This window comes from Sphingomonas faeni (assembly GCF_040407565.1).
In the GTDB taxonomy this organism is placed as follows: domain Bacteria; phylum Pseudomonadota; class Alphaproteobacteria; order Sphingomonadales; family Sphingomonadaceae; genus Sphingomonas; species Sphingomonas faeni_F.
The window spans coordinates 299,084-314,954 of the sequence record NZ_JAPZPR010000002.1; the positions used below are offsets into that span (position 1 = coordinate 299,084).

Below are 15,871 nucleotides of genomic sequence, written 5' to 3' on the forward strand. Positions count from 1 at the left end.
GCGATACCAAGCGGGCAAACTTTCGGAGGATGCGTGATGGATACGACCAACCTGTTCCGGCTCGACGGCCGCGTCGCGCTGATCACCGGCGGCAGCCGCGGGATCGGCAAGATGATCGCCGCCGGCTTCATCGCGCAGGGGGCCAAGGTGTATATCTCGTCGCGGAAAGCCGATGTGTGCGAGGCGGCGGCCGCGGAACTCGGGCCGAACTGCATCGCGTTGCCGCAGGACGTCTCGACGGTAGCAGGGTGCAAGGCACTGGCCGCGCAGTTCGCCGAGCATGAGGGCAAGCTCGATATCCTGGTGAACAATGCAGGCGCGGCTTGGGGTGTGCCGTTCGAGGAGTTTTCGGAGGTTGGCTGGGACAAGGTCATGGACCTGAACGTGAAGTCACCGTTTTTCCTGACGCAGGCTCTGCATGCGGCGTTGAAGGCTTCGGGATCGCGCGAGAAGCCTGCGAAGGTGATCAACATCACGTCGATCGACGGCCAGCGGCTGAACCCGTGGGAGACGTACAGCTATCACGCGTCGAAGTCGGCGCTGATCTACCTGACGAAGCGGATGGCGGCGCGGCTGGTGACGGACTCGATCAACGTGACCTCGATCGCACCGGGCGCGTTCGCGAGCGACATGAACAAGGCGGCGCGCGATCACGGCGATGCGGTGGCGCAGGGGATTCCGGCGAAGCGCGTCGGCGTGGACGAGGATATGGCCGGCGCGGCGATCTACCTCGCCAGCCGCGCCGGGGATTATGTGATCGGGGAGACGATCACGGTAGACGGCGGCCTGGTCCACGCGTCGCTAGGCACAAGCATCGACGCCTGAGCCTTGGATTCCCTCGCCCCTCCGGGGAGAGGGAGGGAGGAGCGCTTGCGACGGAAGGGAGAGGGGCGGTTGGGATCAACCGTCCAAAGCCTCACGCCCCTCTTCCTTCCCACGACAATGGCCTCGGGCCCCTTCCCTTTCCCCGTAGGGGCGAGGGAGTTCGAGTTACTGGGCGGCGGCGGGCGGTAGGGAGCCGACGCCGGGCAGGTCCCAGCGGTCCATCGTGATCGCCGAGCAGGCATAGGTCGCGCGGTTCTGCATCGTCGCGGGACGCAAAGCAGCGCCGAGCGCAGGCTGCGACGTCGTCAGCGTCCGGCGCGCATCCTCGATATGCGAGGCGTAGGCGAGCGTGCTCACGGTCTCGCCGGTCTTCAGCTTGGCATCCACGACAGGGACGAAATCGCCGACATACAGCACCGCACCGGGATCGACGTGGAAGGTCGGCGCGCCGAAGCAGTAGCTGGTTGTCGCAATCTTGGCGACGACCGCGGTCGAGGCGATCACGTAATCGCCCGGCGTGACCTTGAGGACCTGCACTTCGTACGGTGCCTTGCGATCGGCACTCCCGGCGGCGACCTCATAGACGGTCTTGTCGCCGGTCTTCTTCCAGTCCTTTCGGCGGTACAGCAGGTCCCGGCCGGCGACGTCGTAGCGCGCGAGCTGGACCAGCGCGGAGCGGCCTGCGCTGAGCGCGTCGGGCCGGCGAAACGCCAGCACGACCGCGGCCTCTCCGGGTGCGAGCACGAACGGCGCCTTCGGATCGACCTTCTTGCCGAGATACACCGACCCCGGGCCGAAGACGGGCGCGTCGAGATTGAAGACGGGATCGACCGGTTGCGTGAAGCTCGTGCGCTCGGTGACCTTGCCGTCGACCTGCGCCGCGCCGACGATCCCGTTGAAATACGTGCTACGCTGGTCTTCGGTCATCGTCTTCAGGCGCGTCGCCGTCGCCGGCGGCACCTCGATCATCCGCCAGCCTTCGATCAGCAGGCAGCTGCGCCGGTTCGCGCGCCGCTGCTGCCCCTCGGCGATCGCGCCTGCCAGCAAGCCGCCCAGCCCGCCGCCGATCCCCGCCGCGAGCGGCGAGACGAGCGCGGGATTGTAGGAATAGGGGATGGATCCCGACGGCGTCCGCGATCCGCGCGCGATCAGGCGGCAGCGTTGCCACGCCGCATCGTAGCTCGCCCGCGTTGCGCCGGGACGATTGTAGAAATGATCGTCGCTGAGGTCGCGCGCCGAATCTTTGGCAATCTCTTCAGGCGTATCCTTTGGATTGACCGTCGGCGATTGTGGAACGGGCGCTGGCCTGGTGCCGCCGTAAGGCACCGGCATCACCGCCTGGGCAACCGCCGCCTCGACGCACCCAAAGCTCGCGAGCATGCCCGCGACGACCAGCTTCATCCTCATGACACCCCCCGGTTATCTTTTCGGGGGGATCATATCCCAGCACAGGACTTCGGCAACACGGTATTTTTCAGCGCCCAGTCGGTCTGCCGGCCGATCTTACCGCGCGATACCCCCCGCCGCCAGGACCGCCAGCGTGACCAGTTCGCTCGCGGTCGAGGTCATCGGTGCGACCTGGACGGGCTTCTCCATCCCGATCAGCATCGGCCCGATCACCGAGTCGCCGCCCAGTTCGCGCAGCAGTTTCGCCGAGATATGGGCCGACTGGAGGCCCGGCATGATCAGGACGTTGGCCGGCCCCGACAGTCGCGCGAAGGGGTAGTTCGCCAGCTGCTTCCGGTTCAGCGCCACATCCGGCGCCATCTCGCCCTCATATTCGAAGCCGACCTGCCGCCCGTCGAGGACCGTCACGGCATCGCGGATGTTGTCGAGCCATTCGCCCTTCGGATTGCCGAAGTTCGAATAGCTGAGGAACGCCACGCGAGGCTCATGCCCCATGCGACGCGCGACCGCCGCGGTCTGCTCGGCAAAGTCGGCGAGCTGCTCGGCGGTCGGGCGCTCGTTGACCGTGGTGTCGGCGATGAACACCGTGTGGCTCTGGCCGACCAGCAGGTGGATACCGAACGGCGTCTTGCCCTTCACCGGATCGATCACGCGATAAATCTGGCGCATCGTCTCGCCGTAGGTGCGCGTGATGCCGGTGATCATCGCGTCGCCTTCGCCGAGCTGGAGCAGCAGCGCGCCGAAGATGTTCCGGTCCTGGTTGACCATCCGCTCGCAATCGCGACGCAAATACCCGCGGCGCTGGAGCCGGGAATAGAGAAAGTCGACCATCCGCGGCACGAGCGGCGAGACGCGGCTGTTGTGGAGTTCGAAGCTCTCGGGGTCGGTAACGCCGAGCGCGCGCAACCGGTCGGGCACATCGTCGCGGCCGACGAGGACCGGGGTGCCGTAGCCGCCTTCCTTGAACGCGATCGCGGCGCGGAGGACGACCTCTTCCTCGCCCTCCGCGAAGATCACGCGCTTGGGATGCGCGCGGGCACCTTCATAGGCCATCGACAACACCGAGGTGGTCGGGTTGAGGCGTGCTCTCAAAGAATGGCGATACGCTTCGATGTCGAGGATCGGCTTGGTGGCGACGCCCGAGGCCATCGCCGCCTTGGCGACCGCGACGGGGACGACTTCCATCAGCCGGGGATCGAACGGCGCGGGAATGATGTACGCCGGGCCGAAGCTGTGGCTGACGCCGTACGCCGCGGCGACCTCCTCGGGCACGCGTTCGCGCGCGAGTTCGGCGATCGCGTTGGCGGCGGCGATCTTCATCGCGTCGTTGATGCCGGTCGCGCGGACATCGAGTGCACCGCGGAAGATGAACGGGAAGCCGAGCACGTTGTTGACCTGGTTCGGATAATCCGAGCGGCCAGTGGCGACGATCGCGTCGGGGCGCGCGGCCATCGCCAGCTCGGGCCGGATTTCGGGCTCGGGGTTGGCCATCGCGAAGATGATCGGCGCGGGCGCCATGTCCTTGACCATCTCCGGCGTCAGCGAGCCTGCCGCGGAAAGCCCCAGGAACACGTCGGCCCCGACCAGCGCCTCGGTCAGCGTGCGCGTTTCGGTCACCGCGGCATGCGCCGACTTCCACTGGTCGACGCCCTCGCGGCCCTGGTAGATCACGCCTTTCCGGTCGCAGAGGATGACGTTGTCGCCGCGCACGCCCATCGCCTTGACGAGTTCGGTACACGCGATCGCCGCGGCGCCAGCGCCGTTGACGACGATCTTGACCTCGGAGAGTTTCCGCCCGGTCAACAGGCACGCGTTGATCAGGCCGGCGGCGGTGATGATCGCGGTGCCGTGCTGGTCGTCATGGAAGACCGGGATGTTCATCCGCTCGCGCAACGCCTGCTCGATGATGAAGCATTCGGGCGCCTTGATGTCCTCGAGGTTGATCCCGCCGAAGGTCGGCTCCATCAGCTCGACCGCGTCGATGAAGCGGTTCACGTCCTCGGTCTTCAGCTCGATATCGATCGCGTCGACATCGGCGAAGCGCTTGAAGAGGACCGCCTTGCCTTCCATCACCGGCTTGCTGGCGAGCGGGCCGAGATTGCCCATGCCGAGGATCGCGGTACCGTTCGAGATGACCGCGACCAGATTCCCCTTCGCGGTGTAATCATAGACGGTGGCGGGATCGTCATAGATCGCCTGCACCGGCACCGCGACGCCGGGCGAATAGGCGAGCGCGAGATCGCGCTGCGTCGCCATCGGCTTCGACGCGATGATCTCGATCTTCCCCGGGCGGCCTTCCGAGTGGAAGAGCAAAGCTTCGCGTTCGGAGAATTGGAGATTATTGTCGTCAGCCATTTGCACACCTCGCGCTTTCGCCTCCGGCAATACCACCCCTCCCCCGGCTGACAAGACACGGGCCGACCGGATCGGCGCACGAGAGGACCGGCCGGCGCGATCCGACCGGCGCTAGGATGCTTCGAGGACGGCGAAGAATTCGAGGTCGCCGAAGCGGGTGTCGTGGACCGCGACCGGCCGCAATGGGCTGCGTCCGGATGCATGCAAGCCGGTCAGGATCGCCTGGAAGCTGGACGGCGTGAAATGACAGGCGTGAACGTCGCGGTAGTTGCCGTCGCGATACAGCGCGATCGCCGTATCGGACTCCGCCTTGGCCGTGGCCGGGGTCGTCAGGCGCGCGCCATGCAGCCCGAGCCAGTGCTTCAACGCATGGTTGTGCGCGAGGTTGTGATAGACGTCGTGGATGGCGCGCTCGACATTGGCGGCGGGCCCCCGATCCGTCATCGCGGTCACGTCCTCGATCGTCGAGGGCTTCAGAAAATGATCGAAGCAATAGCGCTTGTCGGGGACCACCAGATAATAGCGGCCACCCGGCTTGAGCAGGCGGTGGACGTCGACCAGATGCTGGATCAGATCATGCTGGTGCTCGATCACGTGCGCACTGAACACCGCATCGAACGGGCCCGGCACGACCGAAAGATCGCCGCAGTCCGAAACGTAATCGATCACCGGACACCCGGCGGGGTCTCGCCCTTCCTGGACCGCGCGAATGCGGAGCGCGTCCTGATCGAGCACGTCGAAATACGCGACGTCGTCGCCGATCATCTGTGGAACATCGAACGGCCCGAGTTCGAGTACCGCGCCGGTTGCGGGAATGGTTCTCAGGAAATTGGACCGGGTCATCGGTGGCAGCAACCTGTCGCGCCGACGCTTCGACGCGCCGATGATCGCGGCAGTCGACGCAAGTGTCGCAATGACGGGTGTCTTTACGAGGCGTTTGACGCTCGGCAAATATCGTCTCCCGGTCATGCAGGCGTGCTGTAGTCGAACAGGGTCAATCCCGTTGCCGGCGGCAAGAGATCATCTTTACTCTGAGCGGTCAACAGCGGCCGTCGACCAGCGTCGTTCTTGGCATTACCTTGCTCAATTTCCGTTATACTGATCCAGAATGGTTCTTTCGGGGTTTTGTCTGATGGAAAACCTGACCGGAACGCTTGACCCGATCCAGAAGGCACGAGCGAGCCAACCCGCCGGCGGCGTTCCCGACCGGCGGGATCGCGTCGGACGCCACCGCGCTTGCAAGACCGGGGCCCGGCTGTATCAACCCAGCGCATGTCCGCCCCAACCCCCATGATGACGCAATATCTCGGCCTGAAGGCGGAGGCGCAGGATTGCCTGTTGTTCTACCGGATGGGCGATTTCTTCGAACTGTTCATGGACGATGCGCGGATCGCGGCGGGGGTGCTCGATATCGCGCTGACCGCGCGCGGCGAGCATGAGGGCAAGCCGATCCCGATGTGCGGCGTGCCGGTGCACGCGGCGACGGTGTACCTGCAACGGCTGATCAAGGCCGGGCACCGGGTGGCGATCGCCGAGCAGGTCGAGAGCCCGGCCGAAGCCAAGGCGCGCGGCGGATCGAAGGCGCTCGTCGCGCGGGCGATCGTCCGGGTGGTGACGGCGGGGACGCTGACCGAGGAGGCGCTTCTCGACGCGCGCTCGGACAATTGGTGCGTGGCGATCGGCGAGGCGGGCGGGTCGGTGGCGATCGCCGCGGCGGACGTGTCGACCGGGCGGTTCGAGATCGTCGAGGTTACGGGCGATGCGGTCGAGGCGGAACTCGCGCGGCTCGGTGCGGCCGAAGTTGTTGCGTCGGAGGCTAGCGCTTTCGAGGAAGCCGCGACGACGCTGCGCCCGAAGACCGACTTCGACAGCGGCGCGGGCGAGGCGCGGCTGAAGCGGTTGTACGGCGTGGCAACGCTCGACGGGTTCGGTCAGTTCGGGCGCGCGGGGCTGGCCGCAGCCGGAGGCCTGGTCGCGTATCTAGAGCATAATGCGAAGGGCACGATGCCCTTCCTCCGCCCCCCGCGGATCGGCCGAGCGGCGGAGACGATGGCGATCGACGCCGCCACCCGCGAGAGCCTCGAGCTGACCTGCACCACCGGTGGCGTGCGCAAAGGCAGCCTGCTCGACGCGGTCGACCGGACCGTCACCGGGGCCGGCGCGCGGTTGCTCGGCGCGGATCTCGGCGCGCCGCTAATGGACAAGGCGGCGATCGATGCGCGGCTCGACCTGGTGCGGCTGTTCCACGACGACCAGGCGGCGCGCGATCGGTTGCGCTCGACGTTGCGCGCTCTGCCGGACATCGGCCGCGCGCTCGGGCGACTGGCGGCGGGGCGTGGCGGCCCGCGCGATCTGGGGCAGTTGCGCGACGGGCTGGACGGCGCGTGGAGCCTCGGCGAGCGGATGGATGCGATCGTCGATCCGCCGGTGCTGCTCCGGGACATCGCGCCAAGGTTGCGCGGACACGGCGCGCTGATCGACCTGCTCAAGCGCGCGCTGGTGCCGTCGCCGCCGATCGAGGCATCGGACGGTGGGTATATCGCGGCAGGCTATGACGCTGCGCTCGACGACCTGCGCGATGCAGGCGCTGGCGGGCGGCGCGCGATCGCTGCGCTGGAAGCGGAGTTCCGCACCGCGACCGGCGTCACCGCGCTGAAGATCCGCCACAACGGCGTGCTCGGCTATCATGTCGAAGTCCCGGCGCGGGCGGCGGATCCGTTGATGAAGCCCGAGAGCGGTTTCACGCATCGCCAGACGCTGGCGGGCGTGGTCCGGTTCAATACGCCGGCTCTGCACGAAGTCGCGGCGAAGGTGTCGCAGTCAGGCGCACATGCGTTGGCGGCGGAAGCGGCGCATCTGGAAGATCTCACTGCGCAAGCCCTCGCCGGGCGTGAGGCGATTGCGGCAACGGCGGATGCGCTCGCGCTGCTCGACGTCGCGGCGGGGCTGGCGGAGCGCGCCGCGGAAGGCGCCTGGGCGCGGCCGTCGCTGGTCGATCACGCGTGTTTCGAGATCGAGGGCGGCCGGCATCCGGTGGTCGAGGCGGCGGTGGCGAAGTCGGGCGACCGGTTCGTCGCCAACGACTGCAATCTTTCGGAGAGTTCGCGGCTGTGGCTCGTCACCGGCCCGAACATGGGCGGTAAATCGACCTTCCTCCGCCAGAACGCGCTGATCGCAGTGCTCGCGCAGGCGGGGTCGTACGTGCCCGCGACCAAGGCCACGCTGGGTCTGGTCGACCGCCTGTTCAGCCGCGTCGGCGCGTCGGACAACCTCGCGCGCGGGCGGTCGACGTTCATGGTCGAGATGGTCGAGACCGCGGCGATCCTCGCGCAGGCGACGCCGCGGTCGTTCGTGATCCTCGACGAGGTCGGGCGCGGAACGTCGACCTATGACGGCCTCGCGATCGCCTGGGCGGTGGTCGAGGCGATCCACGAAGACAACCGGTGCAGGTGTCTGTTCGCGACGCATTATCACGAGCTGACGCGGCTCGCCGAACGCTGCGAGGCGCTGTCGCTGCACCACGTCCGCGCGCGCGAGTGGAAGGGGGAGCTGGTGCTGCTCCACGAACTCGCCGACGGCCCGGCGGATCGGAGTTACGGGCTGGCGGTCGCGCGGCTGGCGGGGATGTCGCCGGTAACGGTAGCGCGCGCGAAGGCGGTGCTGGCGAAACTCGAGGCCGGGCGTGCGAAGACCGGCGGGCTGGCGGCTGGGCTCGACGACCTGCCGTTGTTCGCCGCCGCCGCACAGGTCGAGGAAGCGGCGTGCGACGTACTGCGTGAGGATCTCGCCAAGCTGGACATCGATGCGATGAGCCCGCGGGAGGCGCTGGCCGCGCTGTACCGGCTGAAGGCGCTGGCGAACGAGGGCTAGCCCCCGTCATGCCGGGCGAGTTCCGGCATCCACTGTTCCGCACATTCAAGAGCATTGCGTGCGCGGGACGGCGGGCCCGGCCTCCGTCGGGGTGACGGAGTGGGTTGGTGGCAGGGTAAACTGCTCCCCTTTCTGGAAAGGAGGGGTTGAGGGTGGGTCGGGTTCCGCATGTCCTCGCGGTTGCGACATAAACCGGCCGACCCACCCCCTGCCCCCTTTCAGGGAGGGGGGACCGTTGCGTGATTGGCGACGTGCGAGAATGTCGCTCGCGTCCTAGTATCTCATGATACGGCGATGCTAGGCGGCGGCCGGATTTAGCGGAGCGCGGGCCTTGGGCGGACATCATCACGGGCATTCACACGGGCACGATCATGCCGGCGCCCCATCTCAGGCAGGCCACAGCCACGGCGGAGGCCACTCCCATGGCGGCCACAGCCACAGCCACGCCCCCGCCTCCTTCGACCGCGCGTTCGCGATCGGGATCGGGCTCAACATCGTCTTCGTCACGGTCGAGGCGGTGGTCGGCCTGCGAATCGACTCGGTCGCGCTGCTCGCCGATGCGGGCCACAACCTCTCGGACGTGCTCGGTCTCGTCGTCGCGTGGGGCGGGACGATGCTGGCGCGCACCGCGCCGACCAAGCGCTTCACCTACGGCCTGAAGGGCTCGACCATCCTCGCCGCGCTGACCAACGCGCTGCTCCTGCTGGTCGCGCTCGGTGCGATCGTGCTGGAGGCGTCGCAGCGCTTCTCGGACCCTGCTCCGACTGCCGGCCTCACCGTGTCGCTGGTCGCGGGCATCGGCATCGCGGTGAACGCGGTCACCGCGTGGATGTTCGCGCGCGGACGCAAGGGCGACGTCAACATCCGGGGCGCGTATCTGCACATGGCGGCGGACGCGATCGTGTCGGCGGGCGTGGTGATCGCCGGGCTGGTGATCTGGCGCACCGGCCTGACCTGGATCGATCCGGCGGTCAGCATCGTCATCGCCGTACTGATCTTCTGGCAGACCTGGGGCCTGCTGCGCGAGACCGTCGAGATGGCGCTGTCGGCGGTGCCGCGCGGGATCGCGTTCGACGATGTCGATGCGGCGCTGTGCGGCCTGCCCGGCGTGACCGAGATCCACGATCTGCACATCTGGCCGATGAGCACCACCGAGCCCGTGCTGACCGCGCATCTGGTCATGCCCGGTGGCCATCCGGGCGATCAGTTCCTGAGCAAGGCCCGGACGATGCTCCACGACACATTCGGGATCGGCCACGCGACGTTGCAGGTCGAGACCGGTAGCGACCACGATTGTTCGATGGCGGACGCAAGGACGGTCTAGATCGGCGGTTTGAACTTTTCCGGGCCGGTGCGGGTTGGGCTTCCATAGATCAGGAGTCTTTACCTATGAAGAAGCATCTCATCGCCGCGCTGATGTCGGTTGCCGTCGCGGCCCCCGCCATGATTTCGACGCCGGTCGCAGCGCAGAACAACGACTATCGTCGCGCACAGGACTATCGTCGCGACCGTGATGATCGCCGGGACGACCGCCGGGACGATCGTCGTGACGACCAGCGCGCCGATCGTAACTGGCGCGGCGACAACGATCGCAACTGGGATCCGTCGCGCAGCTACCAGAACGGCAGCTACCGCGAGCGTCGCCTGAGCCGTAACGACCGCATCTATCGCGGCCGGGACGGTCGCGCATATTGCAAGCGCAACGACGGCACCACCGGCCTGGTGATCGGTGCGGTCGGTGGCGGCGTGCTCGCCAACCTGATCGGTGGCGGTACGCTCGGCACGCTGGCGGGTGCCGGCGGCGGCGCGCTGCTCGGCCGGTCGGTCGATCGCGGCAACGTGAAGTGCCGTTGAGCGCTAGCCGGGTTTAGAAGAAGCGGCGGCCGAGCGATCGGCCGCCGTTTTCGTATGCGGCCCTGTAATCCTCCCCGCCAGGGGAAGGTGTCGCCGAAGGTGACGGAGGGGGAGGATACGGAACAGCAGTTGCGCGTGCCTCCCCCTCCGTCAGGCTGCCGCCTGCCAACTCCCAATGGCGGGGGATGATTTCTAAACCCGATCTAGTACGCGCGGGCGACCGCGAACTCGACCGCTTCGATCATCGCATCCTTGGCGGCACCGTTGGGGAAACCGCCGATCGAATCGATCGCACGCTGCCCGTAGTGCCGGGCGCGCGCGAACGTGTCGTCGATCGCGCGGGTCGAGCGGATCAGGCGGATCGCATGCTGGAGATCGGCGTCGCTGTCGCGGCGGCCCTCGACCGCATCCTTCCAGAACGCGCGGTCCTCGGCCGATCCCCGCGCATAGGCGAGGATCACCGGCAGCGTCATCTTCCCCTCGCGGAAGTCGTCGCCCGCGTCCTTGCCCATCGTGTCCGCGTCCGAGACGTAGTCGATCGCATCGTCGACCAGCTGGAAGGCGATGCCGAGGTTCCGGCCATAGGCGTCGAGCGCGGCCTCCTCGGCTTCGGGGCGATCCGCGACGACCGCGGCGATCCGGCAGGCGGCGGCAAACAAGGCGGCGGTCTTCGCACCGATGATGTCGAGATACCGCTCCTCGCCGAGATCGACGCGCCGCGCCGCGGTCAACTGGTTGACCTCGCCCTCGGCGATGACGGCGCTGGTCGACGACAGGATCTTCAGCGCCCGGAGGCTGCCCGCCTCGACCATCAGTTCGAAGCTGCGGCTGAACAGGAAATCGCCGACCAGCACGCTGGCGGGGTTCCCCCAGATGATGTTGGCGGTGCGCTTGCCACGGCGCAGGTCCGAGCCGTCGACGACGTCGTCGTGCAGCAGCGTCGCGGTGTGGATGAACTCGACCGCGGCGGCGAGCAGGTGATGCTGCGTCCCCGCATAGCCGATCAACTGCGCGCTCGCGAGCGTCAGCATCGGCCGCATCCGCTTGCCACCACCAGCGATAAGGTGTCCGGCGAGTTCGGGGATCAACGGAATCTCGGACTGCATCCGGCCGCGGATGACCGCGTTGACCTGGTCCATATCGCCGGACACGAGCGTGACGATCGGGTCCAGCGACGGCTGAAGCCCGATATTCGCACTGGGGGAGTCGAGGCGGTGGACGGTGGCGCTCATCTGCCCGAGCCTCTGACGCCTATGCCTCCGCAAAGCAAGCCTTGGTGCCTCTTGCCGAGCGGCGCGCATCTCCGCAAAAGGCGCCCCGAGACGACAACGACGCAACCTAACACGCAATCGAAGGGGTACGCGATGGCCGACGACCTGTTGAACGGATATCGCCAGAGCATCGACAATATCGATGCGGCGCTGATCCACATGCTCGCCGAGCGCTTTAAGGTGACCCAGGCGGTCGGTCGCCACAAGGCGACGCACGGCCTGCCGCCCGCGGATCCGGGCCGCGAGGAACGCCAGATCGCGCGACTGCGCCGACTGGCGGCGGACGCGCAGCTCGACCCGGAATTTTCGGAAAAGTTTTTGCGGTTCATCATCGACGAAGTGATCCGCCACCACGAGCGACTGGCGGGCGAGGGCTGAGGCGAGGCCTACCCGCGCGATCCTCCCTGCCGGGGAGAGGTGACGGAAAGGCAGGACAGGCCCCGGATGACGAAAACATCATGTCTGCTCCACGAGTCGATCATCCGGTCGCGTGCAATCGGTTGCGCATGACGTGGTTTCGCCGATCCTTACTCGCTGTCGCCGTGCTCGGCGTGGCGGCCGCGGGCGTCATGGGGTGGCTCGGCTATTTCGGCGGACCGATCTTCATCGACATTCCCGCTGAGCATCGATCGTCCGGCCCGCGCCCACGCTTCGCGGTCGTGCTGTTGTCGGGCGATATCGGCTTCAACACCGGTATGAGCCCCGACATCGCGCAGCGGCTGGCGGCGGACGGCGTCGCCGTGGTGGGGATCAACACGCTGACCTATCTGCGCCGGACGCGAACGCCCGCCGACGTGACGACGCTGGTCGCGCGCGCCGAACAGCGGGCGCTGCGCCTCGGCCATGTCGACCGCGTGGTGATGATCGGTCAGTCGTTCGGCGCAGACATGCTGCATGTCGGGCTGGTCGGGCTGCCCCAAAGCCTGCGCGCAAAGATTGCCAGGGTGGCGCTGGTCGTGCCCGAAAAGACCGTCCAGTTCCGCGCATCGCCGAACGAAATCTTCGATTACTGGACTCCCACCACTGATGCGCTGCCCACCGCGCGGCGTCTAACCTGGGTGCCGCTGCTGTGCGTGCACGGCATCGTCGAGGCGGACAGCTTGTGCCCGCTGCTGAAGCAGCCCAATGCGCAGGTCGTCGCCCTGCCGGGTGGTCACCCGCTTCACCGCGATGCCGATGCGCTCTACGCTGTGCTGTCGCGGTTCGTCTTCGCGTCTTGAGGATCGTTCGATGAGTCTTGCAGTGATGGCGCTCGCGCTGGCCGCAGCCAGTAACGCCCCCGCCCCCGCCCCCGCCTCTCCGGTGGATGGGATCTGGCACAATCCGAAGAACAGCGTGGCCGTGAAGACGGGCGCGTGCGGGGACAAGCTGTGCGGCTGGGTCGTCCGCGCCGACGACGAGGCGCAGGCCGACGCGCGCGATGGCGGGACGCCGAGGCTGATCGGCACCGCGTTGCTCCGCGAATATCGCCCGAGCGGTCGTCGCAAATGGTCGGGCCAGATCTTCGTCCCCGACATGGGCCGGACGTTCGGCTCGACGCTCACTTTGGTCGATGCGAACACGATCGACGTCAAGGGCTGCCTGATCGGCGGGTTCCTCTGCAAGACGCAGACCTGGCACCGCGGTTGACGCAGTCTGCGGTGGCCCCTGCGCGAATGCTGCGGATTCGCGACTGGATCGCGCATCGCCGTGGCACGCTGATCGCGCTCGCGGTGCTGCTCGTCGCGGTGCTCGGCTTTGCGGCGATCCACAAGCTGACCGCGGAAATCCGCCTGTCCGAGGTCCGCGCGGCGTTCGCGGCGCTGGGCTGGCCGCAGCTGTCGGCGTCGATCGGACTGACCGTCGTCAGCTACATCGCGCTGACCTTTTACGACACGATCGCATTGCGCGTGATCGGTCATCCGCTGCCCTGGCGGACCGCCGCCGTCGCCTCGTTCACCAGCTACACGATTAGCCACAATCTCGGGCTCGCGATGCTGACCGGCGGATCGGCGCGCTACCGCGTCTACAGCCGCGCCGGCCTCGACGAGGCGGCGGTGGCGCGCGTCGTCCTGATCGCGGGCGTGACGTTCTGGGCGGGGGTGATCAGCGTTGCCTGCCTGTCGATGGCGATCCATCCGGGGATGCTGCCGATCGTCCACTGGACGATGCCGCCGCTGCTGGAGCGCGCGATCGGGATCGGCATTCCGCTGGCGATGCTGGTGGTCGTGCTGTGCTATCGGCAGGGCGGATCGATCGGACTGTTCGGCTGGCGGCTGCCGCTGCCGAACGCGCGGCAGGCGCTGGCGCTGGTCCTCGTCTCGACGGTCGATCTCGCGGCGGCGAGCGCGGCGCTGTTCGTGCTGCTCCCCAACGCATCGCCCGATCTCTATCCGGTGCTCTTCCTCGGCTATGCGGTGGCGATCGTCGTCGCGCTGATCAGCCATGTGCCGGGCGGGCTCGGCGTGTTCGAGGCGGTGATCATCGCCACCATGCCGCAGAACAACGCGACCATCCTCGCCGCGTTGCTCGCCTACCGGATCATCTATTACGTCGCGCCGCTGATCCTGGCGGCGGTGCTCCTCGCGTTCCACGAGGGCCGGCAATGGCGTCGTCGCGCACGCGCGCCGGATCAGGCGCGCGGCGGCCCCGACCCGCTGGCGATCGCCCTCCCCCTCGCGCCGCTGCTACTCGGCGTGCTGGTGTTCATGAGCGGCGCGATGCTGCTGGTCTCGGGCGCCCTCCCCGCAGCGCCCGGCCGCATGAACGCGCTGGCGATGATCCTGCCGCTGCCGATCAGCGAGATGGCGCATGTCGCGGCAAGCCTCGTCGGCGTCATGCTGCTGTTCGTCGCGCTCGGGCTGTACCGGCGGCTCGACGGCGCGTTCTGGGCGGCGCGGCTGCTGCTGGTCGCGGGCGCGCTGCTGTCGATCGCCAAGGGTCTCGATTACGAGGAAGCGGCCGTCCTGCTGCTGACCGCCGCCGCACTGCAATGGACGCGCGGTGCGTTCTACCGGCGAACGCGGCTGACTGCGGAGCCGCTGTCGCCCGAATGGCTGGTCGGGGTCGGCGCCGCGATCGGCCTGTCGGTGCTGATCGGCTTCTTCGCATACCGCCGCGTCGGCTATTCGAGCGACCTGTGGTGGCAGTTCGAGACCAACGCCAACGCCTCGCGGTTCCTGCGCACCAGCCTTGCGGTCGGCCTGCTGCTGATCGGTGCGGCGATCTGGCGGCTGTTCGCGGCGGCGCCCGTGCCGATGGTGCACGACGTGCTGCCCGACGACGTGGCGGAGGCCGCGCTCGCGCATGCCGACCGGACCGACGCGATGCTCGCCTTCACCGGCGACAAGCGCTTCCTGGTGTCGGACAGCCGCGACGCGTTCCTGATGTACCAGGTCAAGGGCGCGAGCTGGATCGTGATCGGCGATCCCGTAGGCCCGGCCGAGGCGTGGTCCGAACTGCTCTGGGCGATCCGCGCGCGGGCCGATGCCGCACAAGGGCGGCTGCTGCTCTACCAGATCGGCCTGCGCATCGTCCCGATCGCGATCGAGATGGGGCTGAAGCTCGTCAAATACGGCGAGGAGGCGACCGTCGAGCTTGGCGGCTTCACGCTCGAGACGTCCGACATGCGCAGCGTGCGCAAGGCCAGCCGCGTCGCCGAGCGGGCGGGCGCCGCGTTCGCGGTCGTCCCGGCCGCCGACATGCCCGCGATCATTCCGGAGTTGCAGGCGATCTCGGACTGGTGGCTGGCCGACAAGGAGCATGCCGAAAAGAGCTTCAGCGTCGGCCGGTTCGAACCCGGGTACCTCACCAAGTTCGACTGCGCGGTGGTGCGGATCGACGGCCGGATCGTCGCCTTCGCCAATATCTGGGGCACGCCGAACAAGCAGGAGCTTTCGGTCGACCTGATGCGCCACGCCGAGGACATGCCACAGGGCGGCATGGACTTCCTGTTCACGCGACTGATGCTGTGGGGCCACGAGCATGGCTACCGCAATTTCTCGCTCGGGATGGCGCCGCTGTCGGGGATCGAGGCGCGGCGGCTATCGCCGACCTGGTCGAAGGTCGCGGCGTTCCTGTTCCGCCACGGCGAGCGCTTCTACGGGTTCGCGGGCCTGCGCGCGTACAAGGAGAAGTTCCGCCCGAACTGGACACCGCGCTACATCGCGTCGCCGGGCGGCACGTCGCTGTTGCGCGGGCTGATCGATTTGCAGGCTTTGGTGAGCCGGTAAGGCTTGCTAGGGACCATCCAAGTCACCAGCGATCGGAAGGGACCATCGTCTTTTCCCCCGGATCGCACCAGTCTCATC

At 67.6% G+C, this 15,871-nt stretch carries 12 protein-coding genes; 8 read left to right on the forward strand and 4 right to left on the reverse strand.

Annotated features, from left to right (window positions below):
• The first annotated feature begins 36 nt into the window (after positions 1-36).
• Positions 37-825, forward strand: coding sequence for an SDR family oxidoreductase (locus O6Y00_RS05895; protein ID WP_353441664.1), 789 nt, complete (start codon positions 37-39; stop codon positions 823-825).
• A gap of 165 nt (positions 826-990) precedes the next feature.
• Here the strand turns inward: O6Y00_RS05895 and O6Y00_RS05900 are convergent, their stop codons facing one another.
• The 3 genes from O6Y00_RS05900 to O6Y00_RS05910 all read right to left on the reverse strand — a co-directional run bounded on the left by O6Y00_RS05900 (position 991) and on the right by O6Y00_RS05910 (position 5,538).
• The gene (locus tag O6Y00_RS05900) at positions 991-2,232 is read right to left on the reverse strand and encodes a hypothetical protein (RefSeq protein ID WP_353441665.1); all 1,242 of its coding nucleotides are present in this window, start codon (positions 2,230-2,232) and stop codon (positions 991-993) included.
• Positions 2,233-2,328: 96 nt separating this feature from the next.
• Positions 2,329-4,587, reverse strand: coding sequence for an NADP-dependent malic enzyme (locus O6Y00_RS05905; protein WP_353441666.1), 2,259 nt, complete (start codon positions 4,585-4,587; stop codon positions 2,329-2,331).
• Positions 4,588-4,698: 111 nt separating this feature from the next.
• The gene (locus tag O6Y00_RS05910; RefSeq protein WP_353441667.1) at positions 4,699-5,538 is read right to left on the reverse strand and encodes a class I SAM-dependent methyltransferase; all 840 of its coding nucleotides are present in this window, start codon (positions 5,536-5,538) and stop codon (positions 4,699-4,701) included.
• A gap of 339 nt (positions 5,539-5,877) precedes the next feature.
• Here O6Y00_RS05910 and mutS point away from each other — a divergent pair, with 339 nt between their 5' ends.
• From mutS to O6Y00_RS05925, 3 genes are all read left to right on the forward strand, one after another.
• On the forward strand, positions 5,878-8,457 hold the full coding sequence (mutS, locus tag O6Y00_RS05915; RefSeq protein WP_353441844.1) for a DNA mismatch repair protein MutS: 2,580 nt from the start codon (positions 5,878-5,880) through the stop codon (positions 8,455-8,457).
• A 331-nt stretch (positions 8,458-8,788) separates the two neighbouring features.
• Entirely contained in the window at positions 8,789-9,781 is a 993-nt protein-coding gene (locus O6Y00_RS05920) for a cation diffusion facilitator family transporter (RefSeq protein ID WP_353441668.1), read from the forward strand.
• A gap of 65 nt (positions 9,782-9,846) precedes the next feature.
• A complete protein-coding gene (locus tag O6Y00_RS05925; RefSeq protein WP_353441669.1) occupies positions 9,847-10,311 on the forward strand; it encodes a hypothetical protein in 465 nt (154 codons plus the stop codon).
• Positions 10,312-10,514: 203 nt separating this feature from the next.
• On the opposite strand, the gene O6Y00_RS05930 is transcribed toward O6Y00_RS05925, so the two are convergent.
• Positions 10,515-11,543, reverse strand: coding sequence for a polyprenyl synthetase family protein (locus O6Y00_RS05930; RefSeq protein ID WP_353441670.1), 1,029 nt, complete (start codon positions 11,541-11,543; stop codon positions 10,515-10,517).
• A gap of 132 nt (positions 11,544-11,675) precedes the next feature.
• Between O6Y00_RS05930 and O6Y00_RS05935 the strand changes: the two genes are divergently transcribed.
• The 4 genes from O6Y00_RS05935 to mprF all read left to right on the forward strand — a co-directional run bounded on the left by O6Y00_RS05935 (position 11,676) and on the right by mprF (position 15,793).
• On the forward strand, positions 11,676-11,960 hold the full coding sequence (locus O6Y00_RS05935; RefSeq protein WP_353441671.1) for a chorismate mutase: 285 nt from the start codon (positions 11,676-11,678) through the stop codon (positions 11,958-11,960).
• An 80-nt stretch (positions 11,961-12,040) separates the two neighbouring features.
• A complete protein-coding gene (locus tag O6Y00_RS05940; protein WP_353441672.1) occupies positions 12,041-12,802 on the forward strand; it encodes an AcvB/VirJ family lysyl-phosphatidylglycerol hydrolase in 762 nt (253 codons plus the stop codon).
• Between the two features lie 10 nt (positions 12,803-12,812).
• Positions 12,813-13,211 carry a DUF2147 domain-containing protein gene (locus O6Y00_RS05945; RefSeq protein WP_353441673.1) on the forward strand — a complete coding sequence of 133 codons (399 nt, stop codon included), beginning with the start codon at positions 12,813-12,815 and terminating at the stop codon, positions 13,209-13,211.
• A gap of 26 nt (positions 13,212-13,237) precedes the next feature.
• Positions 13,238-15,793, forward strand: a complete 2,556-nt coding sequence (gene mprF, locus O6Y00_RS05950) for a bifunctional lysylphosphatidylglycerol flippase/synthetase MprF (RefSeq protein ID WP_353441675.1) — start codon at positions 13,238-13,240, stop codon at positions 15,791-15,793.
• The last annotated feature ends 78 nt before the right edge of the window (positions 15,794-15,871 follow it).